Source organism: Thioclava arctica, from assembly GCF_040892615.1.
GTDB lineage: Bacteria > Pseudomonadota > Alphaproteobacteria > Rhodobacterales > Rhodobacteraceae > Thioclava > Thioclava arctica.
This window is the reverse complement of sequence record NZ_JBFRYC010000007.1, coordinates 97,782-122,786: the sequence shown is the minus strand read 5'-3', so window position 1 is coordinate 122,786 and position 25,005 is coordinate 97,782. Positions and strand designations below refer to the sequence as shown.

The window sequence follows — 25,005 nt, the reverse complement described above, 5'->3', positions numbered from 1 at the left end:
CTTGTCCCAACGTCGCGACAGGGCGCGCGGGTAACGCTGCGTCGTTTCTCGTGCCGGCGCACTTGCGAGTGCGCAAAATCGCCCTATCCTGCCTGAGTGGAGATTTATGCTGCAATGCAGAAACTGTTTGAAATCGCTGACTTTGTCACCCTGACGCCCTCGGCTTCGGTCGGGACGGCGACTCACGGCTGGCGTGCGAAATGCCTGCAACGGCTGATCCGGCTGGATTTGCCGGTGCCCACAACCGTGTCGCTGCCCGCCCAAACCGTGCGCGCTATCGCCGCAGGGCAAAGCATCGACACCGTCGCGCTGGTCAAGGAATTCGGCCCGCATATGCTGGTCTCGGTGCGCTCAAGCCCGGAAAACCCCGAATGGGGCGGGCCGGGCACGGTGCTCAATGTCGGTATGAACGACGATATGCACGCGCATCTCTCCAACACCCACGGCTCCGAGGCGGCGGATGCGCTCTATCTGCGCTTCGTGCAGCTATATGCAATCCATGTCGCGCGTCTCGATCCGGATATGTTTCAGCAGGATTCGGGGCCGGGCGCGCTAGACCTCGCGCTTGACGCCTTTGAGGAAGAGACGGACGAGCGTTTCCCGCAATCGCCTGCGCGTCAATTGGGTGAGGTGCTGCGTTCGATGGCGCGCGCTTGGGAAGGCACGACCGCGCGGTTGCTGCGTCAGGCCAAGGGCGCGCCACCCGATGCCGCCCTCGGGCTGTTGGTGCAGGAAATGGCGCTTGGGATCGGGCCGGGGCTGTCGGGCTCGGGCACCATCCAATTCGTCGATCCGGTGACGGGCGCGACGCAGGTCACGGGTCGGTTTCGCGGCCAAAGCCAAGGTCGCAAAGCCGCGATCGAGGCGCTGTATCTGACACGCGATCCGCGCGGAGCCTCGCTGCAAGAGGCCGACCAGCGCGTCTTTGACCAGCTCTGTGAATATGGCGCGGCGTGTCGGGTAAAACTGCGCGAAGAGATGCAGCTCGAATTCACCGTTGAATCGGGTCAGGTCCATGTGATTGATGCGGTGCGCGTGCCGCGCTCGTCGCGCGCCACGGTGCGCATCGCGGTCGCGCTGGCCGAGGATAAGGTGATTTCGCGCGAGGATGCGTTGCTGCGCGTCGAACCCCGCGCGATCACGGAATTGCTGCATTATCAGGTTGATCCGCGCGCGCCCCGCGATGTGCTGGCGCGCGGCATCGCGGCCTCGCCGGGGGCGGCAACGGGCAAGATCGTGTTCACGGCCGCCGCCGCGCAGGCCGCCGCCGCGCGCGACGAACCCTGCATTCTGGTGCGCCGCGAAACCTCGCCCGAGGATATTCGCGGCATGCACGCCGCCGTGGCGGTGCTGACCGAACGCGGCGGCATGACCAGCCACGCGGCGGTGATCGCGCGCGGTCTGGGCCTGCCCTGTATCGTGGGCTGTTCCGAGATCGAACTGAACGCCCGCGAGCGCCAGTTTCGCGGCCCCAAGGGGCGGATTTTCCGCGAGGGCGATATCGTCACGCTGGATGGCACCAATGGCGAGGTTCTGGTGGGCAGCGCCGAGATGCTGGCGCCTGCGCTGGATGACGGGTTTCGCACGTTGCTGCACTGGGCCGATCTGGTGCGCGATATCGGGATTCGCGCCAATGCCGACACGCCCGATGATGCGCGCACCGCGCTGATGTTTGAGGCCGACGGAATCGGTCTGTGTCGCACCGAGCATATGTTTTTCGACGAAGATCGCCTGACCGTCATGCGCGAGATGATCTTTGCCGACAGCCCCGAGGATCGTCGCGCTTCGCTGGAACGGCTGCTACCGATGCAGCGCGCCGATTTCCTGACCCTGTTTGAGTTGATGAAGGGCCAGCCGGTCTGCATTCGTCTGTTCGACCCGCCCTTGCACGAATTCCTGCCCCATGACCGCGAGGGGATGCGCGAATTGGCCGAGGCGTTGGATCGTCCGCTATCGGACGTGATGCGCCGTTGTGAGGCGCTGAGCGAGTTCAACCCGATGCTGGGGATGCGCGGCGTGCGTTTGGGTATCACCGTGCCCGAAATTTACGACATGCAGGCGCGCGCGATCTTTGAAGCGACGGTCGAGGCCAAACGGCGCGGTGCGGAAATCGTGCCCGATATCATGATCCCGCTGGTCTCGGCCTCGCGTGAGGTCGAGCTCGTGAAGACCCGCATCGATGCCGTCGCCGCCACCGTGCGCAATGAGACGAAATCGTCCTTCACCTACCGCCTTGGCGTGATGGTGGAAACCCCGCGTGCGGCTTTGCGTGCCGGGGAAATCGCTGAACACGCGGCCTTCTTGTCCTTTGGCACCAATGACTTGACGCAAATGACCTATGGGCTGTCGCGCGACGATGCGGGGCGGTTCATGTCCACCTACGTCAATCAGCAGGTCTATGAAGAAGACCCGTTCCACATTCTTGATGTCGAGGGCGTGGGCGAGCTGTTGTTGATGGGGGCGGCGCGGGGGCGTGGGGCGCGCCCAGACATCACGATCTCGGTCTGTGGCGAGCATGGCGGCAACCCCGAATCAATCGCGTTTTGTCGCGCCGCCGGGTTCGATTATGTGTCTTGTTCACCGTTTCGTGTGCCCGTTGCGCGTTTAGCCGCAGCGCATTTTGCACTTTTGGCTCCGCGCGGGCGCAGCACGCCTTGACGGGCGCGTAAATGGGCAAGATTTTGCGCAGTTTAGCGTTTATCCATTGGCAAATCCCCGCAGTTCGGTTTATCCGATTCTTTAAGGGACAGCGCGGAACTTAGCGCATCAACATGGCAAGAATCCGCCGCGAATCCTGTGGGGTTTAGGGCACGGTTCCATGTTTTCTGGACTTTTTTGACAGCTGACGTTAAGTGAGCGCGGTCACGCCCTTGGGGGGATGTGGCGATTGTCCTTATCGGAAGATAAACATGTCAGTGCTGAAAAGCTGGACGGGGGGCGCTGTTGTCCTCCTGGCCCTCGCCGGAGGCTTGCGTGCCGAAGTAACGGTGAGCCAGTCCAACGACCCGACCGAAGTGGCCGAACAAGGCCTTATGTCTGTTCTGTGGCAGGAACGCTCGGCGATGAGCGTGATCGACAAGCGTCGGGTGACCGCGCTCTCGATGGCGCCCGCCCATTCCAAAAAGATCGCAACCAAAGGCGTCATGCCCAAGATGCTGTCCGCGACCTGGCTTGCGCAGCAACCCAAGGCGACCGGCGGTGAGCAGTTTGAATGCCTCTCCAAGGCGCTGTATTTCGAAGCGCGCGGTGAAGGTGTGAAGGGTCAACAGGCGGTGGCCGAAGTGATCTTGAACCGGGTCGATGACCCGCGCTTCCCCGGCTCGATCTGCGGTGTTGTGCATCAGTCCAATTCGCGTGGCTGCCAGTTCAGCTGGTATTGCGATGGCCGCGCCGATGCCGTGCACAATAAAGGCGCGTTTGCACGGGTGGCCAAGGTCGCGCGCGCGATGATCGACGGTGCGCCGCGCAGCCTGACCGATGGGGCGACCTATTTCCACACCCGCAACAGCTATCCGCGCTGGTCGCGTGTCTTCGATAAGACGGCGGCAATCGGGCATCACCTGTTTTACGCCGATCCGATCCGCACCGCCTCGAATTGAGGTCGCGGATCGCGCGCGAAATGACGGATGAGGGTGGGCTTTGTCCCGCCCTTTTTCTATGCTTGCTCAAATGACGCAATTCCCGGAGGGGGCCATGAGTTCCGATATCACTTTGGCTTTTGCCCATCCCGAGGCGCGCGCGGCCGCGTCTGCTCCCACCGATCCGCGCGACCGGATTTCGCTGCGCGATCATGTGGTTGAGGCCGATATCGGCGCGTTCCAGCAAGAGCGCGGACAAACGCAACGCCTGCAATTTAATGTGGTGGTCGAGGTGCGTCCGGCCCCCGAGCCCCTTGAAGACGATGTTGATCGCATCCTGTCCTATGATCGCATCACCGAAGCCATCGCCGCCGAATTGGCCGAGGAACGGGTGAATCTGCTGGAAACCCTCGCGGCGCGCGTCGCAGAGCGTGTACTGGCCGCGCCGCAAGCGATGCGGGTCTTCGTGCGTATCGAAAAGCTTGATCGCGGGCCGGGGGCTTTGGGCGTGGAAATCGTGCGCTCGCGCGCCGCGGCCCCAACCAAGGGTCTGCGCGCCGATGGCGGAGAAGAGCCGCTGCACCCGGTCGTCGCCTATCTCTCCAACGCCGCGATTGACGCCCCCGATCTGGGCGCGCGTCTGGATGCGCTGCAAAAGGCGGGCGCGCCGGTGATTTTGGCCGTCGGCCTGCCGGACGGTCCCGTCGTGCAAAGCGGGCAGGGCCCAACCCAGCGTCGCATCGACCTGCTCGCGATTGAACAAAACGCCTGGCGCTTGGCGGCGCGCGATCCGCGTTGCGTTGTGGTCGCCACGCGCACCGAGATCGACTGGGCGATGCGCCACGGGCAGATGGTGGTCTGGGCGCCTTCGAAAATCGTGCTTGATGCCGTCGATGGCCCAAGCGCGCCAGCCCATAATGCGGTGGCGCTGACGCTGTGGCTGGCCGAGCATCTGGCCGCCGCGCGCCTTGAGCTTCACGGAGATATTTCAGCCCCGGCGGGAAGCCGCGTGCCAATCACGCGAGCATCGCTTTGAATGGCTTGAAAAAGGCGCGCCGATAAGGTGAATGGGCGCATGGAAAAGACTTATTACCGCCCGCTTCTGCGTCTTGATACCGCGCGTCCCGACAGCGCCCTGACATTGGCCGCAGGCTGGTGCTGGTTCGACGAGGTCGAACTGATCCGGCGCGACGCCGAGCCCGAGATCATCCCCGCCAGCCATCTGCCCGAAGACATCATGCTGCGCCTGTGCACCGCGCGCGCGCCGGTCGCCGGGCTGCGCATGGATGCGCCCCGGATCATGGGGATCTTGAACGTCACGCCCGACAGTTTCTCGGATGGCGGGCAATATGATCTTGAAGATGCCGCCGTCGCGCGCGCGCTTGAGCTGCGCGAGGCGGGCGCGGATATTCTGGATATTGGCGGCGAATCGACCCGCCCCGGTGCCAACGAAGTGTCCGAGGATGAAGAGATTGCACGCACCGCCCCGGTGATTGCCGCGCTGCGCGAGGTGGACTTTGATACGCCAATCTCGATTGATACGCGCAAGGCGCTTGTGGCCGATCAGGCGCTGGAATCGGGCGCGGATATGCTTAACGATGTCTCCGCGCTGGAATTTGATCCCGCGATGGTCGAGGTGGCGCAGGTGTCCGGCGTGCCGATCTGCCTGATGCATGCGCAGGGCCTGCCCGAGGATATGCAAGACGATCCGCGCTATTCTGACGTGCTGCTCGATGTTTATGACTACCTTGAGGATCGCATCGCGCTGGCCGAGGCGCATGGCGTGGATCGCGCCGCTATCATCGCCGATCCCGGCATCGGATTTGGCAAAACGTTGCAGCACAATCTGGCGCTGATCCGGGGGCTGAGCCTGTTTCACGGGCTTGGGTGTTCGCTGCTGCTTGGGACGTCGCGCAAACGCTTTATCGGCACCATCGGGCGGGCCGAAGATGCCCAGGCCCGGATGCCGGGCTCGCTGGCGGTGACACTGGCGGGGCTGGGGCAGGGCGTGCAGATTCACCGCGTCCACGATGTCGCGGAAATCGCTCAAGGGGTCCGGCTTTGGGACGCGATAACAAGAGGATACCACGAGGAGGGCGGGCAATGAGCAGAAAGCTTTTTGGCACGGACGGTGTGCGCGGTCAGGCCAATTCGGGTCACATGACGGCCGAAGTCGCGCTCAAGCTTGGCGCGGCGGCGGGGCGGTATTTTCGTCGCGACAACTCGCGCGGGCATCGCGTCGTGATCGGCAAGGACACCCGCCTGTCGGGCTATATGTTTGAGAATGCGTTGACGGCGGGGCTGACCTCGACGGGGATGAACGTGCTGCTGCTGGGCCCGGTGCCAACACCCGCCGTGGGCTATTTGACCCGTTCGATGCGGGCCGATTTGGGGATCATGATTTCCGCCAGTCACAACCCAGCAAAAGACAATGGAATCAAGTTCTTCGGTCCGGATGGCTTTAAGCTGTCCGATGCCGCCGAGGCCGAGATCGAGGCGATGCTGGATCAAGAGATCCGCCTTGCCCAGCCCGAAAACATCGGTCGCGCCAAGCGCATCGATGACGGTCTGGGCCGCTATGTCGAATATGCCAAAACGACCTTTCCCAAGGGCGGGCGTCAGGGGCTAAAAGTGGTGGTCGATTGCGCCAATGGCGCCGCCTATCGCGCCGCTCCCGCCGTGTTGTGGGAGCTGGGCTGCGAGGTGATCCCGGTCGGCGTCTCTCCGGATGGGCGCAATATCAACGAGAATTGCGGCTCGACCCACACCCAGACCTGCGCCGAGGCAGTGGTTGCGCATGGGGCCGATCTTGGGATTTCGCTGGATGGCGACGCGGATCGGGTGATGATCATCGACGAGACCGGCCATGTCGCGGATGGCGATCAGATCATGGCGCTATTCGCCGCACGCTGGGCCGAAAGCGGCCAGTTGCGCGGGGGCGCGTTGGTGGCGACCGTGATGTCCAATCTTGGGTTAGAGCGGTTCTTGTCGGGGCGCGGATTGCGGCTGGAACGCACCAAGGTCGGCGACCGCTATGTGGTCGAGCGGATGCGCGCGGGCGGCTTTAATCTGGGCGGCGAGCAATCGGGCCATATCGTGATGACGGATTACGCCACCACCGGCGACGGGCTGATGGCGGGGCTGCAGTTTCTGGCGGCGATGGCGGAAACCGAGATGCGCGCCTCTGAGCTGGTGCATCAATTCGAAACCGTGCCGCAAATGTTGAAAAATGTACGGTATCGCGCTGGGCAAGAACCGCTAGGTGCATCAAATGTTGAAAAAGTGATAGCCGCGGCAGAGCTGAAACTGGCCGGCCATGGCCGTTTGCTGATCCGCAAATCCGGCACAGAGCCGCTGATCCGCGTCATGGCTGAATGCGAAGATGAGACGGTTTTGCATGATGCGGTCGAAAGCATCGTCGCCGCTGTCGAGGCGGAAACCGCGTGAACGGAGGCACGGTTGCCGCGCTTCCTAAACGCCTCAGCCGCCAAACAAACGCAGGCCCAGCCAGATCAGAATGACGGCCTCGAACAACGTCCAGAATACCCCGATCCAGCGCCAAACCTTTGGCCCCGACACGCGCGCTATGCTGCGCACCAAACCGGTCAAAACAAGAAGCCGGTAGATCCCCGCGCCAAGCGCAACCGACCCGAATAGCGGCCCCAAACGCCCCGGCATCGCCATTGCCGTGAACAATGCCACGATCACCAAAAGCGGCACGACGATCAGCGCGGGCCCATAATTGCCAGCCCAAAACGTGTCACCGGGTGACAGACGACCTGAGAAAAGGTCGCCAAACCACTGGGGCGTAAAGAATTTCGTGCGTTCGGCATGGATCGCGTCCAGCTCGGATTTGGACAGGTTTGCCATAAGGCCTCCGCTTGGTTCACCGCTGAGTCTGACAACAAAAGAGGCGCCCCGCAAGGCGCCCCCCTGGTTCATGTCGTCGCGCCTTAGTTGCGCTCTTTATCAACCATCTTGCCCTTGGAAATCCAAGGCATCATGGCGCGCAGCTTGGCGCCGACTTGCTCGATCTGGTGCTCGTCGTTGATCCGGCGGGTCGCCTTGAAGAAGGGCTGACCAACCGTGTTTTCCTGCATGAAATCACGCACGAATTTACCGGTCTGGATGTCGCTCAGAACCGCTTTCATCCGGGCCTTGGTCTCGTCATAGGGCAGGATGCGCGGGCCCGAAACATATTCGCCATATTCGGCGGTGTTCGAGATCGAGTAGTTCATGTTCGCGATGCCGCCCTCGTAGATCAGGTCCACGATCAGCTTCACCTCATGGAGGCACTCAAAATAGGCCATTTCGGGCTCGTAACCGGCTTCGACCAGCGTCTCAAAGCCCATGCGGATCAGCTCAACCAAGCCACCACACAGCACGGCCTGCTCGCCGAACAGGTCGGTTTCGCATTCCTGACGGAAGTTGGTTTCGATGATGCCCGAGCGGCCGCCACCGATCGCCGAGCAATAGCTCAGGCCGATATCCATCGCCTTGCCGGTCGCGTCGTTTTCCACCGCCACGAGGCAGGGCACGCCGCCGCCTTTGACATATTCGCCGCGCACGGTGTGGCCCGGACCTTTGGGCGCCATCATGATCACGTCGATGCCCGGCTTGGTTTCGATCAGGCCGAAATGGACGTTCAAACCGTGGGCAAAGGCAATCGCCGAACCCTCTTTGAGGTTGTCATGGACGTATTTCTTGTAGGTTTCAGCCTGCAATTCGTCGGGCATGGTGAACATGATCACGTCACACCAAGCGGCCGCTTCGGCGATGCCCATAACCTTCAGGCCTTCGCCTTCGGCTTTTTTCGCCGACGGGCTGCCATCGCGCAGCGCGACGACCAGGTTTTTCGCGCCACTGTCGCGCAGGTTCAGCGCATGGGCGTGGCCCTGGCTGCCGTAGCCCAGAATGGCAACTTTTTTGTCTTTGATCAGGTTCACATCGCAATCGCGATCGTAATAGACGCGCATGGCGTTTCCTCCGTTGATGTCTGGAGGCGACAATAGGCACTATCGACAGAATTTGCTTTCGAAACTTGATATTATCGCAGTGATTTGGCAAAATACATTCGTCAATTTTGTCGATAGTGAAATAATCATGCAAATTAGCGACGCGGACCGTCGAATCTTACGCCAGATGATGGCAGAGCCGGGTTTGGCGACCGCCGAGTTGGCCGAGCGCGCGGGGGTGACCCCGGCCACGTGCTGGCGCCGGATTGAGCGCTTGCGCGAGGCGGGCGTGCTGCGCGCAGAGCAGGCTGTGATCAACTGGCAGGCATTGGGCTGGGAGGTCGAGGTGAGTTTGCGTTTCACCCTCGACAAGACCGATCCGCGCGCCTTTGATGAATTCATCGCCGCAGCGCGGGGCGTCCCGGAGGTTATTGAAATTCAAAGCTTTCTTGGCTCAACTGATATACGCCTGCAAGTCATCGCCCGTGACATGGCACATTACCAAGAGATCTATCGCAAGCGTATTTTGACCTTGCCTCATATCGCGGAACTGGACGCATTGATGTTGGTGGCGACGATCAAATCCAGCGCGGAGCTGGCGCTATGAGCCTTGATCTGGATGATCTTGATCGGGCTATTTTGCGCGCGTTGACGCAGGATGTGACGCAAAGCGCGGGCGCGCTCGGGCGGCGGTTGGGCCTGTCGCAACCCGCAACGTGGCGTAGGATCAAGCGCCTTGAAGGGGCCGGTGTGCTGGCAGGGCGGCGCGTGGATCTCGATCAGGCTGCGCTGGGCTTTGGCGTGACCGTGTTTCTCGGCATCAAGCTGGCGGCGAAGGGCCGCGTAAGTCTTGACGATTTTGAGCGCGCCGTCACCGCGATCCCCGAGGTGCAGGTCGTGCAGCATGTCTTGGGGCTGTTTGACTATCGCTTGCGGGTGACTGCGCGCGATCTCCCAGATTTTGAGCGCGTGCTGCGACGCCGGATCATGACGCTTCCCGGCGTCGGACAGGTCGAGGCGAATGTGCTGCTCAGCGAAGAACGGCGCCCCGGTCCTTTGGGCTGATTTATTTCTGCACTGAAAATCACCAAGATGCCACTTTATTGGGCATCTTGTCCCTTCGTACGCGCCTTGCCGAAACGTATGGTCCGGCAGCGGTGGACCCCGATCCCCATGCGGGATTGGATCGTGAAGGAGGGTCCCATGTTTGACAATCACGCCGCCAATTCTGCCGTACCGGTAATGCAGCGCTCAAAAGGCGCGGCAATGGCTGCGTTTGACGGCACACGGTTGCGCGGGCTGCGTCAAAGCGGCTCGGCCAAGGCGATCTTGCCGCGTGTCGCAGGTGTGCCGGAAGTGGTTTTCCTCAATACTTCTGGCGGCTTGACCTCTGGGGATCGGCTGGAATATGTCACCGAAACCCGCAATGGCGCGCATCTCGTGGCGACCACGCAAGCCGCCGAACGCGCGTATCGCGCTGATCAGGGGCGCGCCGAAGTGCAGGTGCGCCATAAGGTCGGGGCGGGGTGCTGGCTCGATTGGCTGCCACAGGAAACGATCCTGTTTGATCGCTCGAAGTTGCTGCGTGAAACCGTGATCGAGCTTGCCCCGGATGCCGGGTGTTTGATGCTCGAAGCTGTTTTACTGGGTCGTGTCGCGATGGGAGAGCGCGTGCGCGACTTGGACTTTTTCGACATGCGGCGGATTGAACGGGCTGGAAAGCCGGTTTTTATCGAGCCATTCTTGCTGAATTCCGACATTTTGGCGCAGGGCGCCCGCGCTGCAATTCTGGGCGATGCGCGTGCAATGGCGACGCTCGTTCTGTGCACGCCGGGCGGCGAAGATGCGCTGGAGCCAGCGCGTGCGGTGCTTGATGAGCCGGGTGTCATCGGCGCGGCCTCGGGCTTTGACGGGAAATGCATCATCCGATTGCTGGCGCGGGACGGCTGGCCTTTGCGCCGCCAGATCTTGCGCTTGATGGAACGCTTGCGACGCGGGCAGGCAGCGCCGCGCGTCTGGCAACTCTGAGAGGGACCAATGAACCTGACACCACGGGAAAAAGACAAGCTTCTTATCAGCCTTGCCGCGATGGTCGCGCGCGGTCGCCTTGCGCGCGGGGTGAAGCTGAATCATCCCGAAGCGATTGCGATCATTAGCGATTTTGTCGTTGAGGGTGCGCGCGATGGCCGCACGGTCGCCGATTTGATGGAGGCGGGCGCAGGCGTAATCACGGCCGAGCAATGCATGGATGGCATCCCCGAGATGATCCATTCGATCCAAGTCGAGGCCACGTTTCCGGATGGCACAAAGCTCGTCACCGTCCATCATCCGATCCGCTGAGATAAGAATGGCTTATCTGATAGTAGCCAAAATAAGTTTTGCTAAAGAAAGGTCCCTCCGATGAAGACATTCGCAGTCCTTGCCGCCCTCGCGCCGACCGCAGCGCTGGCCCATCCCGGCCATAGTGCCGACACGACCTGGTTCTTCCATGACGGCCCGTTGATCGCTGTGCTGATGCTGGCGCTTGCCGCCTATCTTGGCCCAGAACTGGCGCGGGTTTTGCGCCGCAATCGGGGGTAGGACAATGATCCCGGGGGAAATACTACCCGCCGCTGGCGAGATCACGCTCAATGCCGGGGCCGAGGTCCTGACGCTGATGGTGGCCAATACCGGCGACCGCCCGGTGCAGGTCGGCAGCCATTATCATTTCGCCGAGACCAATCCCGGCCTTGATTTTGACCGCGACGCAGCGCGTGGCTATCGGCTGGATATTGCTGCGGGAACAGCGGTGCGCTTTGAGCCGGGTCAATCGCGCGAAGTGCGGTTGGTGCCCTTTGGCGGTGCTCGGCAAGTCTATGGATTCAATCAGAAAGTGATGGGGGCGCTGTAATGGCTGCAACAATCTCGCGCGTCACTTATGCCGATATGTTCGGCCCCACGACGGGAGACCGGGTGCGGCTGGCCGATACCGATCTGATCATCGAGGTCGAGCGCGACCTGACCATCTATGGCGAAGAGGTCAAGTTCGGTGGCGGCAAGGTGATCCGCGACGGGATGGGGCAAAGTCAGGTGTCTCGCGCGGGCGGGGCGGTGGATACAGTGATTACCAATGCGCTGATCGTGGATCACACGGGCATCTACAAGGCCGATGTGGGGCTGCGCGACGGGATGATCGCGGCGATTGGCAAGGCGGGCAATCCGGATACGCAATCGGGCGTCGATATCATCATCGGGCCGGGCACCGAAGTCATTGCGGGGGAAGGGAAAATCCTGACCGCAGGCGGGTTTGATGCGCATATCCATTTCATTTGTCCGCAGCAGATCGAGGATGCGCTGGCCTCGGGTATCACGACGATGTTGGGCGGCGGCACCGGCCCCGCGCATGGCACCTTGGCGACCACCTGCACGCCGGGGCCGTGGCATATCGGGCGGATGCTGCAAAGTTTTGACGCGTTTCCGGTCAATCTGGCGCTATCTGGCAAGGGCAATGCCTCGCGCCCGGAGGCGTTGATCGAGATGGTGAATGGCGGCGCGGCGGCGTTGAAGCTGCATGAGGATTGGGGAACGACGCCGGGCGCGATTGATTGCTGTCTGAGCGTGGCCGATGACATGGACGTGCAGGTGATGATCCACACCGACACGCTCAATGAATCCGGGTTTGTTGAGAATACATTGGCCGCGATCAAAGGGCGCACGATCCACGCATTTCACACCGAAGGGGCAGGGGGCGGTCATGCGCCAGATATTCTGAAAGTGGTGAGCGCGCCCAACGTGATCCCGTCCTCGACCAACCCGACGCGGCCCTACACGGCCAATACGGTCGAAGAACATCTCGATATGCTGATGGTCTGTCACCATCTGGACAACAAGGTGCCCGAGGATGTGGCCTTTGCCGAAAGTCGGATCCGCAAGGAAACGATCGCGGCCGAGGATATCCTGCATGACATGGGCGCGATGTCGATCATTTCTTCGGACAGTCAGGCAATGGGGCGCGTGGGCGAGGTCATCATTCGCTGCTGGCAAACCGCGGACAAGATGCGCAAGCAGCGCGGGCGGTTGGCCGAAGAGCAGGGCGAGAACGACAATGCCCGCGTCAAACGCTATATCGCGAAATACACGATCAACCCGGCGATCTGCCACGGGATGAGCCGCCATATCGGCTCGATCGAGGTGGGCAAGCGCGCGGATCTGGTGCTCTGGAATCCGGCGTTTTTCGCAGCCAAGCCCGAGATGGTTCTGATAGGCGGGATGATCGTATCGGCGCAGATGGGCGATCCGAATGGTTCCATCCCGGCGCAACCGTTTTACACGCGCAATATGTTTGGCGCCTTTGGTGGTGCGCGCCATGCCTTAAGCGTGACGTTTATCAGCCAAGCGGCGCAGGCCAACGGGCTGGCCGCCAGCCTTGGGTTGCAGAAAACCACCTTGGCCGTTGAAAAGACCCGCGATATCGGCAAGGCGGACATGATCCACAATGCGGCGACGCCTAAGATCGACGTGCATCCCGAGACTTATGAAGTGCGCGCGGATGGCGAATTGTTGACCTGCGAACCCGCCACGGTGCTGCCGCTTGCTCAGCGCTATTTCCTGTTTTGAGGGTCTAATGGGTGCACGAGACCTCGCGAAGATGCCCCGAGCGCCGGGGCGCAACCGGCGCAATAAGTTCGGGCAGCCGCTGCGCCGCCGGGTCGTTGGGCGCGATGCGCAACAGCCGCATGACTTTTTCGCGCTGATAGGTTGGGTCGTTGCGGATCGTGGCGGGCAACAGGCGCGGGTCAAAGACGGCGCGGCGTTCGGTGTGGCTCTCAACCTTGGTCCAACGGCCGATCTTGGGCATGTCGGAGCGGGTCAGATAGGCCTCACGCAGCACAGCCTCACGCAGCACAGCCTCACGGTGTTTGAGGCGCGCGATTTCAGCGCGGATTCGGGCCAGTTCATCAGCAGGGGCGCGGTGGTCAAACATTCTGTTTCTCCTTCTACCTTGGCCCGAAAGTGCACCTGCATGTTTGAAAATTCATTAACGGAGTCACGGGAATGAGCGATTATCCAACCGCCGAAAAGATCGCCAAGAAAGGCGCGTGGTTCGGGGCATTGGACCACGTCGCGCTGGATTACGAGGGGCGGTTCCTGCGGCGCAAGCGGCTGGTGGCGGCCTCGGGTGCCGGGTTTCTGGTCGATCTGGCCGAGGTCACGAACCTGACCGGAGGTGAGGCGTTTGTGCTGGCGGATGGGCGCTTTATCGAGGTGCGTCCCGCGCTGGAGCCGGTGCTGGTGATCCGAGGCGATCTGGCGCGGCTTGCCTGGCATATCGGCAATCGCCACACGCCGTGTCAGATTGAGGCGGATCGGTTGGTGATCCGCGCCGATCATGTGCTGGAAGGCATGCTCAAGGGGCTGGGCGCGCAGGTCAGCCCCGGCGTTGAGCCCTTCCAACCCGAGGGCGGCGCCTATGGGATGGGGCGCACGATGGGGCATGAGCACGGCCACAGCCATCACCATGGCGATGGGCATTCCCACAGCCACGGGTCGCATCACCACGATCACGACCATGTCTGAGGCCGCTGCCCATCTGTCGCTGATGCAATGGCTCTCGCCGGGATTTCCGACGGGGGCGTTCGCCTATAGCCACGGGTTGGAGCAGGCGATCGCGGCAGGCGATGTGACGGATGCGGGCAGTTTCGCGCAATGGCTTGGGGATGTGTTGGCGCATGGCGCGGGCTGGAGCGATGCGGTGCTGCTGGCCTGCGGGTTGCGCGGCGCGGATCTGGATGGGCTTGAGGATATGGCGCGCGCCTTGGCGGGATCGGCAGAGCGGTTGCATGAGACGGTCGAGCAGGGCGCAGCCTTTGCGCGCGCGCAGGAGGGGCTGCGCGAAGTGGCGGTTCCGCCCCGTGCATTGCCGGTTTCTGTGGCCGAAGCGGCGCGTCATTTGCCGCTGCCATCCGATCAGATCATTGCACTTTTTCTACATTCCTTCGCCGCGAACCTGGTGTCTGCGGCGGTCAGGCTTGTCCCTTTAGGACAAATTGCGGGTCAACGGGTTTTGACGAGCCAGCATGACCGGATCGCCGCGATTGCTGCGCGTGCGGCCAAGTCAGAGCTAGGCGATATCGCGACCAGCGCCTTTCGCGCCGAGATCGCGGCGATGCAACATGAGACGCTGGATGTGCGTCTGTTCAAGACATGAGGTGAAGCTATGGGCAACGGACCTTTGCGGGTGGGAATTGGCGGGCCGGTGGGCGTGGGCAAGACGACGCTGACTGAGCAACTGGCCCGCGCATTGGCGCCGCGTCTGTCGATGGCGGTGGTGACCAATGACATCTACACGCGCGAGGATGCCGAGGCGTTGATGCGCGCCCAAGTGCTGCCCGCCGAGCGGATCAGGGGGGTCGAGACAGGGGGGTGCCCGCACACCGCGATCCGCGAGGATGCCTCGATCAACCTTGCCGCGATTGCCGATCTCAACCGGGCCTTTCCCGATCTGGATTTGGTGCTGATTGAATCGGGCGGTGATAATCTGGCCGCCACGTTCAGCCCCGAACTGGCCGATTTGACGATCTATGTGATCGACACCGCGGCGGGGCAGGACATTCCGCGCAAACGCGGGCCGGGGGTGACAAAATCGGACCTTCTGGTGGTCAACAAGACCGATCTTGCGCCCTATGTCGGCGTCGATCTGGCGCTGTTAGAGAGCGACACAAAGGCCGCGCGCGGCGCGCGTCCCTATGTGCTGGCGCGGCTGCGTCAGGGCACTGGGGTCGAAGATATCGTGGCGTTTTTGATCCGCGAAGGGGGATTGGTGCTTCAGCCGATTCTCGCATGAACGTGTAAGAATGCGCGTATAAATTGCGCAGTTTGTAAGGATTTTCGTAGAAAATTTCAGCAAACGCATCTTCTCGGCAGGTTTCATGCGGCGGGTGCACGGTTTGTTTTGCTGCGACGCAGCGTGACGGCTTCCATAAGCGAGGCGCTCAGATCGCGCCTTCGGTCGCAGTATGGGTCTGCGCACCACAGCCAACATTGGAGGATCAGCCGCCACGACGAGAGCCTGTCCAAACAGGCCACGCGCGCTGACAAAACGAGGGAAAACACATGATTACTCGGCGCAATCTTATGATCTCGGCGGCCTTCGCGGGGGCGGCTTCTTTGACGGGAAGCATCGCTTTTGCGGAAGGTGACAAGATCAAGGTCGGCGTTCTGCACTCGCTGTCGGGCACGATGGCGATTTCAGAGACGACGCTGAAGGACACTGTCCTGATGCTGATCGAAGAGCAAAACAAAAAGGGCGGCATCAACGGCAAGATGCTGGAGGCGGTCGTCGTCGATCCGGCCTCGGATTGGCCGCTATTTGCGGAAAAAGCACGCGAGCTGATCTCGGTGGACAAGGTCGATGTGATCTTTGGCTGCTGGACCTCGGTGAGCCGCAAATCGGTGCTGCCGGTGCTGGAAGAGCTGAACGGCTTGCTGTTCTACCCGGTGCAATATGAGGGCGAGGAAAGTTCGCGCAACGTGTTTTATACCGGCGCTGCCCCGAACCAGCAGGCGATCCCGGCAGTGGATTATTTCCTTGAAGAACTCGGCGTCGAGAAATTCGCACTGCTGGGCACCGATTACGTCTATCCGCGCACCACGAACAACATTCTGGATGCCTATCTGAAATCCAAGGGCATCGCCGAGAGCGATATTTTTGTCAACTACACGCCCTTCGGTCAGTCGGATTGGTCGAAAATTGTGTCTGACGTCAAGGCGTTGGGTGCCGATGGTAAGAAGGTCGGCGTGATCTCGACGATCAATGGCGATGCCAATATCGGGTTTTACAAAGAGCTCGCGGCCAGTGGCATCACCGCCGATGATATTCCGGTCGTCGCCTTCTCGGTGGGTGAAGAAGAGCTGTCGGGTCTGGGCTCGGCCGATCTGAAGAACCTCGTCGGCCAGCTCGCTGCGTGGAACTATTTCGAATCCGCCGATACGCCCGAAAACGCCGCGTTTATCAAGCAGTGGCATGCCTATACGGGCGACGACACCCGCGTGACCAATGACCCGATGGAGGCCACTTATATCGGCTTTAACATGTGGGTGCAGGCGGTGACGCAGGTCGGCTCGACCGATACCGACAAGGTGATTGCCGCGATGCCGGGGCAGGAATTCCCCAACCTCACCGGAACCACCGCCAGGATGCTGCCCAACCACCATCTGACCAAGCCCGTGCTGATCGGCGAGATCATGGAGGACGGCCAGTTCGACATCATCTCCCAGACCGATCCGGTGCCGGGCGATGCCTGGACCGATTTCCTGCCGGAATCTGCGGTGCTGAAATCGGATTGGCCGGGTCTCGATTGCGGCATGTATAACACCGAGACCAAGACCTGCGTGCAAAAGAAGTCGAATTACTGATCGACCGATGGCGGGGGGCAATCCCCCGCCGAATTCCAAGGGGGCGGGATGCGCAAGGTATTAATGACGCTGGGAATTTTCTTGATGCTGGCGCTTCCGGGCGTGGCGCAAGAGAGCGCCGCTCAGACGGCCCCCACCACGGCTGGGCAGGGTGCTGACCCGCAAACCGGGCTGGCGGCGGTGTTGGCCAGGAACGTCACGAAAATCGCCAAACCCTCGCGCATGACCATCGGCCCGGTGATCGATGAGATCGTAGCCTCCGGCCCCGGTGCATCGCGATTTTTGCAGGCTTGGGCGGATCGTCGCGTGGGGCTGCGCACGTCTGATGACACGCTGTTCCTGATCGAAAAGAAGGGCCAAGACTATGCGCTGAGCGATCCGGTGACGGGCGCGTCGGCTGGCACCGCACCGCGCAACGAGATTTCCGAGGTCAAACCCAATTCCGGCGTGCGCGCGGTGATCGGTGCTGCGCTTGTGCGCTTTCTGCTGTCCGATCCCGACCCGACCAAGCGGCGCGAGGCGCTGACGGCGATTGAACGCGACGGCGAGGCCAGCCATCTCGCGCCATTGCGGGCCTCGATTGCGCAGGAGCCAGACGCTCAGATCAGGTTGGAAAAGCAACGGCTTGAGCGGTTGCTGACGATCCGCTTTGGCAAGGATGCGGGCGAACGTGTTGCAGCCATAGACAGCTTTGGGGCTGATACCGGGCTCGATCTGCGTGCGACGCTGAACCCGCTGGTCGCGACGCAACGCAAGGCGTTCGACGGGGCGCCGCAAGGCAATGTCGCCAAAACACTGCGCCTCGGTCGCGATCTGAGCGAGGGTGAGGCCTACGCGCTGCTCGTTGCGGCCAAGATGGCGCCCGAACGTATCAGCGATGGGGCGATGAAACAGGCGCTAGCGGCCAATGTGGTAAATGGTTCCGTCGGCGGGCTGCCCTTGGCGGACATGTCCGATTCGGCCAAACGCGAGCTGGCCTATAGCGCGCTGGCCAAGGCGGGCACGGTCGCGCCGCGCCTCAGCGAGGCCGAGGCGCAGGCCCTGATCGACGCTCACAGTTATGCCGATATCTACGCCGAGCCCGACGCCGCCGTGACCAAGGCCGCCGAGGCCGGGCTGGCTCGCGTCAGTCGCAAGGTGGGGCTGATGCAAAGCGTCGATCTGGGGCTCGATGGGCTGTCGCTGGCCTCGATTTATTTCCTCGCGGCCATTGGACTCGCGATCACCTTTGGCATCATGGGCGTGATCAACATGGCGCATGGCGAGTTCATCACGATGGGCGCCTATACCGGCTATGTGGTGCAGCAATTCGTGCCCGATTACACCGCTTCGATCCTGATCGCGCTGCCGCTGGCCTTCGCGATTACCTTTGGCGCGGGGGTGGCGATGGAAAGGCTGGTGATCCGCTATCTCTATAAGCGCCCGCTTGAGACATTGCTGGCGACATTCGGCATCTCGATTGCGCTGCAACAACTGTTCAAGAATATATTCGGCACGCAGGCGCGCCCGCTGACCTCGCCACCTTGGCTGGATGGAGCGCTGCAGATCAACGACATCGTCTCGATCAGCTATATCCGCATCGCGATCTTCGTGCTCGCCCTTGTTTTCCTCGGGCTTTACCTTTGGGTGATGAAGCGCACACGGCTGGGGCTTGAGGTGCGCGCGGTGACGCAAAACCCCTCGATGGCGGCCTCGATGGGGATCAACCCGGATCGCATCAACATGCTGGCCTTTGGCTTTGGCTCCGGAATCGCGGGGATCGCGGGCGTCGCGATCGGGCTGTTCGCCAAGGTCACGTCCGAAATGGGACAGGATTACATCGTGCAAAGCTTCATGACGGTGGTCGTGGGCGGGGTTGGCTCGATCTTTGGCACGTTGGCGGGGGCCACGCTGATCGGCGGGCTGCAAAAGGGGATCGAGTTCCTCAACCCCTCCAACACCTTGGCCGCCCAAACTTACATGATCTTGTTCATCATCATCTTCATCCAATTCCGCCCGCGCGGCATCGTCGCGCTCAAGGGCCGGGCGGCGGGGGATTAAGCATGGCAAACCCGGTTTTCCCTTCCCCTTGGTCCAAATATCCCGCGGGGGCGCGGGGGTGCGAAACCCCCGCTGCGACATCGGAGGCAGCCGCATGAGACCTGGATTTTTGGCCAAGAACCCCTCGGTGATCTGGTTCCTGCTGATCCTTGCGATCTTCACGCTCACGATCACCTTGCTCAGCCACGCCTATGGGCCGGGCGTGATCTCGACCTCGATGGTCAAGACGCTGGGCAAGACGCTGTGCCTGTGCCTGATCGCCATCGCGATGGATCTGGTCTGGGGCTATACGGGCATTCTCAGCCTTGGCCATTTCGCGTTTTTCGGGCTTGGCGGCTATATGATCGGCATGTGGCTGATGTATGAGCGCACGCGCGATATCGTGCTGGCCTCGGCCAGCGATTTCCCGATGACCCCGCAAGAGCTGCAAGACGCGATTGGCAGCCAGATTTTCGGTGTCGTAGGCAGCTCGAACCTGCCCGCGATCTGGAGCTTTGCGGGCAGCTTGCCGATGCAGTTGCTATTGGTGGTGTTGGTGCCGGGGCTGCTGGCGCTGGTCTTTGGCTGGTTGGCGTTTCGCTCGCGGGTGGCGGGGGTGTATCTGTCGATCTTGACGCAGGCGATGACGTTGGCGCTGTCGCTCTATCTGTTTCAGAACGAAAGCGGGCTGCGGGGCAATAACGGGCTGTCGGGCTTGCAAAACATTCCCGGGCTGAGCGCGGATCAAGATCATTCCTCGGTCTGGTTCTTGTGGGCCTCGGCGCTGGCGCTGGCTTTGGGGTATCTCCTTGCAGCAGCGATTGTGGCGGGCAAGTTCGGCTCGGTGATGCGCGGTATTCGCGATGATGAGGCGCGGGTGCGGTTTCTGGGCTACCCGGTCGAGGGGTTCAAGCTGTTTGTCTTTACCCTCACGGCGGTGATCGCGGCGATTGCGGGGGCGCTGTATTACCCGCAGGCGGGCATCATCAACCCCGGAGAGATGGCGCCGATTGCCTCGATTTATCTGGCGGTCTGGGTCGCGATTGGTGGGCGGGGGCGGCTATATGGCGCGGTGATGGGGGCGTTTTTCGTCTCTATCGTGTCCAGCTGGTTCACCGGGGGCCGGGTGCCTGATGTGCCGCTTGGGTTTTACACGATCAAATGGGTCGATTGGTGGCAGGTGCTGCTCGGGCTGGCCTTTGTGCTGGTCACGTTGCTCGCGCCCAAGGGGCTGTCGGGGTTGGTCGATCTGATCGCGGGGCTACGCTCGCCGAGGCGTGGCGGTGCGCCGCTTGGCCCCGATGCGGGCAGCTTGCAGCAAGAGGAGGCGCGCGAATGACCATCGGCGCAGGCGCGGGCACGCTATTGGAAGTGTCGGGCATTTCGGTCAGCTTTGACGGGTTCAAGGCGATCAACAATCTCAGCTTCAACATCGGCCCGGCCGAGCTGCGCGCGGTGATCGGCCCCAATGGCGCGGGCAAGACGACCTTCATGGATATCGTGACCGGCAAGACCCGCCCCGATGAGGGTACGGTGCGCTGGGGCGAAAATTACACCAACCTTCTCAAGCGCAACGAGGCGCAGATCGCGCGCGCGGGCATCGGGCGCAAGTTTCAGCGCCCCACGGTGTTTGAGGATCAATCGGTCACCGACAATCTGATGATGGCGCTGAAAGCTGCGCGCAGCCCGTGGAAGGTGCTGTTCTGGCGGGCGGGGGCCAAGGACGATGCCCGCGTGGCCGAGATCGCAGCGCAGGTCGGTTTGGCCGATCAACTGCCGCGCAAGGCGGGTGAGTTGAGCCACGGGCAAAAGCAATGGCTAGAGATCGGGATGCTGCTGGCGCAGGAGCCCAAGCTGCTGCTGGTCGATGAGCCAGCCGCAGGCATGACCTTGGCAGAGCGCGAGGCGACAACCGCGCTGCTGGTCGATCTCGCCCGCACCCGCGCGGTGGTGGTGGTCGAGCATGACATGGAATTCGTGCGCCGTCTGAATTGCCGGGTGACGGTGCTGCATGAGGGCTCGGTTCTGGCCGAAGGATCGCTGGATCATGTGACGGCGGATAAACGGGTGATCGAGGTGTATCTTGGACGCTGAAGTGAAAACCGCGATGCTGAGGACCAGCGGGCTGACGCTGCATTATGGTGGCTCGCAGATCCTGTATGGGATCGACATGCAGGCGCGCGCGGGCGAGGTGACCTGCATCATGGGCACGAACGGGGTGGGCAAGACCTCACTGCTCAAGGCGATTTCGGGGACGCATATCCGCTCGGGCGGGGATGTGGTGCTGGATGGCGTCGAGATGGGGCGTGTGCCGCCGCAGGCGATGGCGCGCGCGGGGCTTGGCTATGTGCCCCAGGGGCGGATGATCTTTCCGTTGCTCAGCGTGCGCGAGAATATGGAGACCGCTTTCGCCTGCTTGCCGAAATCGGAACATTTCATTCCCGATGAGATTTACGAGCTGTTCCCGATCCTCAAAGAGTTCCTGAACCGTCGGGGCGGCGATCTGTCGGGCGGGCAGCAACAGCAATTGGCGATTGCGCGCGCGATGCTGATGAAGCCCAAGTTACTGCTGCTCGATGAGCCGACCGAAGGCATCCAGCCCAATATCATCCAGCAGATTGGCCGGGTGATTTCGTATCTGCGCGAAAAGGGCGATATGGCGATTGTGCTGGTCGAGCAGTATTTCGACTTTGCCCATGATCTGGGCGATCGGTTCTATGTTCTCAAACGCGGTGCGGTCGCGATGGAGGGCACCAAGGCGACGCTCACCCGCGAGGCGCTGCGCGAGGTGGTGAGTGTGTGATCTGGCCCGGGGCGTGATGCACGCGTTGCGCTAGGCGGAAAGCGGGCGGTGCTGCGGGGCGCTGCGCGTACAAAGCTGCGCCCACATCTGGTCGATCGCGTCGACATCTGTGACGTTTAACGCATCCGGGCTTTCCCAATAGCGCCCCGATTTGACGAAATACCCCAGCGCCTGTTCGCGCGCCTTCACCTGCAAGAACGCGTACGGATCGGGCAGAATCGAACCCACCGCGCCCTGCGCGATCTCTTCAAGCGTGACGGTGGGAAATAGCAGACGGCTTTCGCCCCCATCCGGGCGCACACAGGCGCAGCCCTGACGCGCGGCATGGGCCATCAGGCGGGCTGACTTGGCCTCGAGGTTGCGCAAGGTCACATCCTCGCGCAACGGATCGGGTGTGCCAGAGCCGTAAAAATGGGTCTTGCCGCGCGTGGGATAGACCATGTCGCAGCCCACAAACACCATCGTTTTCGGGCGTAGTTCTGCAAGCGCCCAATAGCCTGCCGAAAAGACCATCGTCGCCCCCGCATAGATGATGCCGCCAAAGTCATTATTTGCCGGCACATAGCTGGCCGAACCTATCAGTCTTTGCCTGTCGCGCAGAGCCTGTGGCAGGCGATCCTTGGGGAAATCGTCGGGGGCGACTTGGAAATCCCAATCGTCGCGCACGCGCCATGCGTTATTGATCGCGATGATCGCGGAGAAATACGATTTGGGCCAGTCACGGCACGCGGTGACGTTTGGCGCGCTGCCCATCACCAGAACGGTCCCGGAATTCGTCATGCCTGCCCCCTGGGCCAAGCCCATCGCATTTATCGGCGTCTCGCTTGGTCTTAGCCCAAGGTCGCGTGGTGTCAAATACCGCGCATCAATGAGGGGCCGGGTCCTCTGACTGGCGAGTTTCCGCCGCCGCCCTGTTGGTGGGGTCAGTTTATCTTTCCCGCATCACGATTTTCTCGCTAAAGCTTGAAAAAAAGTCGGCAATGCCGCCAACGAGACAGTGACCCAATGCCCCATAGCGTGACCGCTCCGAAACTAACCTTCCGGCTGCCGCTTCTTATTGTTGCGCTGCTGAGTGTTGCCGCCTGTTCCGATGGCAGCAATCTTGGCGCGACAGGGGCGATGAATTTTGCCAGCGCGCAGGATCAGACGGGCGAGATTTCCCCCGAACGCCGCGCCTATGCGATTGCCGTGGCCAAGAAGATGCGCGCCCAGCGTCAGCGAGTCTGGTGCGTGCCGTTTGCGCGCAATGCCTCGGGCGTCGATATTCGCGGCAATGCGCGGACGTGGTGGGCGCAGGCGCAGGGCAGCTATCAGCGCAGCCACGCCCCCAAAGTCGGGGCGGTGATGGCGTTTTCGGCAAACCGCAAGATTCCGCTCGGCCATGTCGCGGTTGTCTCGGCCATCGAATCGTCGCGCCAAATTCGCATCGATCACGCCAATTGGAAGCGCAATCAGGTGTCGCTGGGCATGGTCGTGATGGATGTGTCGCCCAAGAATGACTGGAGCAAGGTGCGCGTGATGAGCCAGCCCAATGCGCTGGGCAGCGTCTATCCCGTTTCAGGGTTCATCTTCAAAGGCTAGAAGTCGCGGATCTGACGCGCTTAGCCTTTTGCCAATAGCCGGTCCGCCTTTTTGCGCACCAGAACTGTGCGCAGGTCATGCATCGTCAGCAAAAGCGTGTCGGTGATTTCCTCAAGCTGGGTGTCGGTAGCCTTCGATTGCGCCCATTGCGTCACAAGGTTGAGGTGATCGACGGCGCGCAGGATGTCATCGACCTCGCGCGCGGCCAGAACCTCGCGGCGATGGGCGATCCAAGTTTCGATTTCGGTGCGGTCCTCGGGCGTGAGCGCGCGCTCGCCTTGGGGTTTGATCTCGCCATTGCGGATATTCACGACCGCGATCTGATCCATCTCGATGCGGCGCTGACGGTTCTCGGTATCGACACGAAACACCGCCGCGCCGTTATCTTTCACCCGGAAGTAATACTCTGGCAGATCGCCCATTTACCTGTGTCCCCGCTGGCCGTTTTCCGCCTTATCGCAGCCCTTCGCAAAACCGTTTGATGCGCGCGCAAGCCTCAAGCAGCGCCTCATCTGAGGTAGCGTAGCTGATGCGGAAGTTTGGCGAAAGCCCGAAGGCCGCGCCGAACACCACGGCCACGTCGCCCTCTTCCAGCAAGGCGTTGGCGAAGCTCTCGTCATCGCTGATCTTGGTGCCCCCAGCGGTGGTCTTGCCGATGCAGTCTTTGATCGAGGGATAGACGTAAAATGCGCCCTCGGGCGTGGGGCAGGAGATGCCGGGGCAGGCGTTGAGGCCCGCCACCACCAGATCACGGCGGCGCTTGAACGCCGCGCACGAGGTGGCGATGTAATCTTGCGGGCCGTTGAGCGCCTCAACCGCCGCCCATTGGCTGATCGAACAGGGGTTGGAGGTGGACTGCGACTGCACCTTGCGCATTGCCGCGATCAGCGCTTCGGGCCCCGCCGCATAACCGATCCGCCAGCCCGTCATCGCATAGGCTTTGGAGACGCCATTGACGGTCAGCGTGCGCTCATACAGCCCCGGTTCGACCTGCGCGGGCGTGGTGAATTCGAACCCGTCAAAGACGAGATGTTCATACATGTCATCTGTCATCACCCAGACTTGCGGGTGACGCATCAGCACATCGGTCAGCGCGCGCAATTTATCACGCGAATAGGCCGCGCCCGAGGGGTTGGAGGGCGAGTTGAACAGGAACCATTTGGTCTTGGGTGTGATCGCGGCTTCCAGTGCCTCGGGGCTGATCTTGTAGTCCCGCGCCGCCTCGCCTTGAACGAAAACCGGCGTGCCGCCACCGATCAACACCATGTCGGGATAGCTCACCCAATAGGGCGTCGGGATGATGACCTCGTCACCGGGGTTGAGCGTGGCCATCAGCGCGTTGAACAGCACCTGCTTGCCGCCAGAGCTAACCGAGACCTGCGACGGCGTGTAAGTCAGATCGTTTTCGCGCGCGAATTTGGCGCAGATTGCAGCCTTGAGTTCGGCAATCCCGTCAACGGCGGTGTATTTCGTGCGCCCCGCATCGATTGCGGCCTTGGCGGCGGCTTTGATAGTGTCGGGCGTGTCGAAATCTGGCTCACCCGCTGACAGGCCGATCACATCGCGCCCCGCGGCGCGCAACTCGGCGACCTTGCCCGTCATGGCGACCGTGGGAGAGGGTTTCACCCGTGCGAGCGTGTCGGAAAGAAAGGCCATCGGGTCGTCTCCGGTTTGT

Annotated in this window: 27 protein-coding genes; 21 read left to right on the top strand and 6 right to left on the bottom strand. The window is 61.8% G+C overall.

The genetic code is table 11. The annotated features are described in order from the left end of the window. Positions 1-114: 114 nt before the first annotated feature. The 5 genes from AB4874_RS12980 to glmM all read left to right on the top strand — a co-directional run bounded on the left by AB4874_RS12980 (position 115) and on the right by glmM (position 7,025). Positions 115-2,658, top strand: a complete 2,544-nt coding sequence (locus tag AB4874_RS12980; RefSeq protein WP_368392294.1) for a putative PEP-binding protein — start codon at positions 115-117, stop codon at positions 2,656-2,658. Positions 2,659-2,909: 251 nt separating this feature from the next. Beyond that, positions 2,910-3,599 (top strand): cell wall hydrolase, encoded by a 690-nt coding sequence (locus tag AB4874_RS12975; RefSeq protein WP_295535300.1) that lies wholly within the window; start codon positions 2,910-2,912, stop codon positions 3,597-3,599. 94 nt (positions 3,600-3,693) lie between these two features. Continuing rightward, positions 3,694-4,614, top strand: coding sequence for a dihydroneopterin aldolase (locus tag AB4874_RS12970; protein ID WP_368392293.1), 921 nt, complete (start codon positions 3,694-3,696; stop codon positions 4,612-4,614). Between the two features lie 39 nt (positions 4,615-4,653). Next, the gene (gene folP, locus AB4874_RS12965; protein WP_368392292.1) at positions 4,654-5,685 is read left to right on the top strand and encodes a dihydropteroate synthase; all 1,032 of its coding nucleotides are present in this window, start codon (positions 4,654-4,656) and stop codon (positions 5,683-5,685) included. Beyond that, complete coding sequence (gene glmM, locus AB4874_RS12960) at positions 5,682-7,025, top strand: phosphoglucosamine mutase (RefSeq protein ID WP_368392291.1); 1,344 nt, start codon at positions 5,682-5,684, stop codon at positions 7,023-7,025. Before folP ends, glmM begins: the two co-directional genes overlap by 4 nt. A gap of 33 nt (positions 7,026-7,058) precedes the next feature. Here glmM and AB4874_RS12955 read toward each other — a convergent pair whose 3' ends face one another. Beyond that, on the bottom strand, positions 7,059-7,448 hold the full coding sequence (locus AB4874_RS12955) for a hypothetical protein (RefSeq protein ID WP_368392290.1): 390 nt from the start codon (positions 7,446-7,448) through the stop codon (positions 7,059-7,061). An 83-nt stretch (positions 7,449-7,531) separates the two neighbouring features. After that, positions 7,532-8,554, bottom strand: a complete 1,023-nt coding sequence (ilvC, locus tag AB4874_RS12950) for a ketol-acid reductoisomerase (protein WP_295532773.1) — start codon at positions 8,552-8,554, stop codon at positions 7,532-7,534. A gap of 127 nt (positions 8,555-8,681) precedes the next feature. Between ilvC and AB4874_RS12945 the strand changes: the two genes are divergently transcribed. The 7 genes from AB4874_RS12945 to ureC all read left to right on the top strand — a co-directional run bounded on the left by AB4874_RS12945 (position 8,682) and on the right by ureC (position 13,129). Further along, a complete protein-coding gene (locus tag AB4874_RS12945; protein ID WP_295532783.1) occupies positions 8,682-9,140 on the top strand; it encodes an Lrp/AsnC family transcriptional regulator in 459 nt (152 codons plus the stop codon). Then, the gene (locus AB4874_RS12940) at positions 9,137-9,598 is read left to right on the top strand and encodes an Lrp/AsnC family transcriptional regulator (protein WP_295532772.1); all 462 of its coding nucleotides are present in this window, start codon (positions 9,137-9,139) and stop codon (positions 9,596-9,598) included. Before AB4874_RS12945 ends, AB4874_RS12940 begins: the two co-directional genes overlap by 4 nt. A gap of 138 nt (positions 9,599-9,736) precedes the next feature. Further along, positions 9,737-10,561, top strand: coding sequence for an urease accessory protein UreD (locus AB4874_RS12935; protein WP_438273479.1), 825 nt, complete (start codon positions 9,737-9,739; stop codon positions 10,559-10,561). 9 nt (positions 10,562-10,570) lie between these two features. Further along, positions 10,571-10,873 carry an urease subunit gamma gene (locus AB4874_RS12930; RefSeq protein ID WP_368392289.1) on the top strand — a complete coding sequence of 101 codons (303 nt, stop codon included), beginning with the start codon at positions 10,571-10,573 and terminating at the stop codon, positions 10,871-10,873. 60 nt (positions 10,874-10,933) lie between these two features. Next, positions 10,934-11,113, top strand: a complete 180-nt coding sequence (locus AB4874_RS12925) for a hypothetical protein (RefSeq protein ID WP_368392288.1) — start codon at positions 10,934-10,936, stop codon at positions 11,111-11,113. A 4-nt stretch (positions 11,114-11,117) separates the two neighbouring features. Beyond that, positions 11,118-11,423, top strand: a complete 306-nt coding sequence (locus AB4874_RS12920; RefSeq protein ID WP_368392287.1) for an urease subunit beta — start codon at positions 11,118-11,120, stop codon at positions 11,421-11,423. Continuing rightward, entirely contained in the window at positions 11,423-13,129 is a 1,707-nt protein-coding gene (gene ureC / locus AB4874_RS12915; RefSeq protein ID WP_368392286.1) for an urease subunit alpha, read from the top strand. The genes AB4874_RS12920 and ureC overlap by 1 nt, the downstream gene beginning before the upstream one ends. Positions 13,130-13,133: 4 nt before the next feature. On the opposite strand, the gene AB4874_RS12910 is transcribed toward ureC, so the two are convergent. Next, positions 13,134-13,496 (bottom strand): hypothetical protein, encoded by a 363-nt coding sequence (locus AB4874_RS12910; protein ID WP_368392285.1) that lies wholly within the window; start codon positions 13,494-13,496, stop codon positions 13,134-13,136. Between the two features lie 71 nt (positions 13,497-13,567). Here AB4874_RS12910 and ureE point away from each other — a divergent pair, with 71 nt between their 5' ends. The 8 genes from ureE (at position 13,568) to urtE (ending at position 21,749) form a co-directional block, all read left to right on the top strand. After that, positions 13,568-14,089 (top strand): urease accessory protein UreE, encoded by a 522-nt coding sequence (gene ureE, locus AB4874_RS12905; RefSeq protein ID WP_368392284.1) that lies wholly within the window; start codon positions 13,568-13,570, stop codon positions 14,087-14,089. Further along, positions 14,082-14,720 (top strand): urease accessory protein UreF, encoded by a 639-nt coding sequence (locus tag AB4874_RS12900; protein ID WP_368392326.1) that lies wholly within the window; start codon positions 14,082-14,084, stop codon positions 14,718-14,720. Before ureE ends, AB4874_RS12900 begins: the two co-directional genes overlap by 8 nt. Positions 14,721-14,729: 9 nt before the next feature. Further along, entirely contained in the window at positions 14,730-15,356 is a 627-nt protein-coding gene (gene ureG / locus AB4874_RS12895) for an urease accessory protein UreG (protein WP_295532765.1), read from the top strand. Between the two features lie 269 nt (positions 15,357-15,625). Then, positions 15,626-16,927: an urea ABC transporter substrate-binding protein gene (gene urtA / locus AB4874_RS12890; RefSeq protein WP_368392283.1), complete on the top strand. Its 1,302-nt coding sequence runs from the start codon at positions 15,626-15,628 to the stop codon at positions 16,925-16,927. A gap of 48 nt (positions 16,928-16,975) precedes the next feature. Then, the gene (urtB, locus tag AB4874_RS12885; RefSeq protein WP_368392282.1) at positions 16,976-18,967 is read left to right on the top strand and encodes an urea ABC transporter permease subunit UrtB; all 1,992 of its coding nucleotides are present in this window, start codon (positions 16,976-16,978) and stop codon (positions 18,965-18,967) included. 94 nt (positions 18,968-19,061) lie between these two features. Then, a complete protein-coding gene (gene urtC, locus AB4874_RS12880; protein ID WP_368392281.1) occupies positions 19,062-20,285 on the top strand; it encodes an urea ABC transporter permease subunit UrtC in 1,224 nt (407 codons plus the stop codon). Beyond that, positions 20,282-21,040: an urea ABC transporter ATP-binding protein UrtD gene (gene urtD / locus AB4874_RS12875; RefSeq protein ID WP_368392280.1), complete on the top strand. Its 759-nt coding sequence runs from the start codon at positions 20,282-20,284 to the stop codon at positions 21,038-21,040. The genes urtC and urtD overlap by 4 nt, the downstream gene beginning before the upstream one ends. Positions 21,041-21,053: 13 nt before the next feature. After that, positions 21,054-21,749: an urea ABC transporter ATP-binding subunit UrtE gene (urtE, locus tag AB4874_RS12870; protein ID WP_368392279.1), complete on the top strand. Its 696-nt coding sequence runs from the start codon at positions 21,054-21,056 to the stop codon at positions 21,747-21,749. Between the two features lie 30 nt (positions 21,750-21,779). On the opposite strand, the gene AB4874_RS12865 is transcribed toward urtE, so the two are convergent. Continuing rightward, entirely contained in the window at positions 21,780-22,529 is a 750-nt protein-coding gene (locus AB4874_RS12865) for a hypothetical protein (RefSeq protein ID WP_368392278.1), read from the bottom strand. A 225-nt stretch (positions 22,530-22,754) separates the two neighbouring features. On the opposite strand from AB4874_RS12865, the gene AB4874_RS12860 reads away from it, so the two are divergent. Next, a complete protein-coding gene (locus AB4874_RS12860) occupies positions 22,755-23,330 on the top strand; it encodes a CHAP domain-containing protein (protein ID WP_368392277.1) in 576 nt (191 codons plus the stop codon). Positions 23,331-23,350: 20 nt separating this feature from the next. Here the strand turns inward: AB4874_RS12860 and AB4874_RS12855 are convergent, their stop codons facing one another. Beyond that, positions 23,351-23,752 (bottom strand): hypothetical protein, encoded by a 402-nt coding sequence (locus AB4874_RS12855; RefSeq protein ID WP_368392276.1) that lies wholly within the window; start codon positions 23,750-23,752, stop codon positions 23,351-23,353. 31 nt (positions 23,753-23,783) lie between these two features. After that, the gene (locus tag AB4874_RS12850; protein WP_368392275.1) at positions 23,784-24,986 is read right to left on the bottom strand and encodes a pyridoxal phosphate-dependent aminotransferase; all 1,203 of its coding nucleotides are present in this window, start codon (positions 24,984-24,986) and stop codon (positions 23,784-23,786) included. Between the last annotated feature and the right edge of the window lie 19 nt (positions 24,987-25,005).

Excerpts from the sequence above, each read along its gene's own strand:
- AB4874_RS12980 (WP_368392294.1), top strand. The coding sequence starts at position 115 with ATGCAGAAACTGTTTGAAATCGCTGACTTTGTCACCCTGACGCCCTCG.
- AB4874_RS12975 (WP_295535300.1), top strand. The coding sequence starts at position 2,910 with ATGTCAGTGCTGAAAAGCTGGACGGGGGGCGCTGTTGTCCTCCTGGCC.
- AB4874_RS12970 (WP_368392293.1), top strand. The coding sequence starts at position 3,694 with ATGAGTTCCGATATCACTTTGGCTTTTGCCCATCCCGAGGCGCGCGCG.
- folP (WP_368392292.1), top strand. The coding sequence starts at position 4,654 with ATGGAAAAGACTTATTACCGCCCGCTTCTGCGTCTTGATACCGCGCGT.
- glmM (WP_368392291.1), top strand. The coding sequence starts at position 5,682 with ATGAGCAGAAAGCTTTTTGGCACGGACGGTGTGCGCGGTCAGGCCAAT.
- AB4874_RS12955 (WP_368392290.1), bottom strand. The coding sequence starts at position 7,448 with ATGGCAAACCTGTCCAAATCCGAGCTGGACGCGATCCATGCCGAACGC.
- ilvC (WP_295532773.1), bottom strand. The coding sequence starts at position 8,554 with ATGCGCGTCTATTACGATCGCGATTGCGATGTGAACCTGATCAAAGAC.
- AB4874_RS12945 (WP_295532783.1), top strand. The coding sequence starts at position 8,682 with ATGCAAATTAGCGACGCGGACCGTCGAATCTTACGCCAGATGATGGCA.
- AB4874_RS12940 (WP_295532772.1), top strand. The coding sequence starts at position 9,137 with ATGAGCCTTGATCTGGATGATCTTGATCGGGCTATTTTGCGCGCGTTG.
- AB4874_RS12935 (WP_438273479.1), top strand. The coding sequence starts at position 9,737 with ATGTTTGACAATCACGCCGCCAATTCTGCCGTACCGGTAATGCAGCGC.
- AB4874_RS12930 (WP_368392289.1), top strand. The coding sequence starts at position 10,571 with ATGAACCTGACACCACGGGAAAAAGACAAGCTTCTTATCAGCCTTGCC.
- AB4874_RS12925 (WP_368392288.1), top strand. The coding sequence starts at position 10,934 with ATGAAGACATTCGCAGTCCTTGCCGCCCTCGCGCCGACCGCAGCGCTG.
- AB4874_RS12920 (WP_368392287.1), top strand. The coding sequence starts at position 11,118 with ATGATCCCGGGGGAAATACTACCCGCCGCTGGCGAGATCACGCTCAAT.
- ureC (WP_368392286.1), top strand. The coding sequence starts at position 11,423 with ATGGCTGCAACAATCTCGCGCGTCACTTATGCCGATATGTTCGGCCCC.
- AB4874_RS12910 (WP_368392285.1), bottom strand. The coding sequence starts at position 13,496 with ATGTTTGACCACCGCGCCCCTGCTGATGAACTGGCCCGAATCCGCGCT.
- ureE (WP_368392284.1), top strand. The coding sequence starts at position 13,568 with ATGAGCGATTATCCAACCGCCGAAAAGATCGCCAAGAAAGGCGCGTGG.
- AB4874_RS12900 (WP_368392326.1), top strand. The coding sequence starts at position 14,082 with ATGTCTGAGGCCGCTGCCCATCTGTCGCTGATGCAATGGCTCTCGCCG.
- ureG (WP_295532765.1), top strand. The coding sequence starts at position 14,730 with ATGGGCAACGGACCTTTGCGGGTGGGAATTGGCGGGCCGGTGGGCGTG.
- urtA (WP_368392283.1), top strand. The coding sequence starts at position 15,626 with ATGATTACTCGGCGCAATCTTATGATCTCGGCGGCCTTCGCGGGGGCG.
- urtB (WP_368392282.1), top strand. The coding sequence starts at position 16,976 with ATGCGCAAGGTATTAATGACGCTGGGAATTTTCTTGATGCTGGCGCTT.
- urtC (WP_368392281.1), top strand. The coding sequence starts at position 19,062 with ATGAGACCTGGATTTTTGGCCAAGAACCCCTCGGTGATCTGGTTCCTG.
- urtD (WP_368392280.1), top strand. The coding sequence starts at position 20,282 with ATGACCATCGGCGCAGGCGCGGGCACGCTATTGGAAGTGTCGGGCATT.
- urtE (WP_368392279.1), top strand. The coding sequence starts at position 21,054 with ATGCTGAGGACCAGCGGGCTGACGCTGCATTATGGTGGCTCGCAGATC.
- AB4874_RS12865 (WP_368392278.1), bottom strand. The coding sequence starts at position 22,529 with ATGACGAATTCCGGGACCGTTCTGGTGATGGGCAGCGCGCCAAACGTC.
- AB4874_RS12860 (WP_368392277.1), top strand. The coding sequence starts at position 22,755 with ATGCCCCATAGCGTGACCGCTCCGAAACTAACCTTCCGGCTGCCGCTT.
- AB4874_RS12855 (WP_368392276.1), bottom strand. The coding sequence starts at position 23,752 with ATGGGCGATCTGCCAGAGTATTACTTCCGGGTGAAAGATAACGGCGCG.
- AB4874_RS12850 (WP_368392275.1), bottom strand. The coding sequence starts at position 24,986 with ATGGCCTTTCTTTCCGACACGCTCGCACGGGTGAAACCCTCTCCCACG.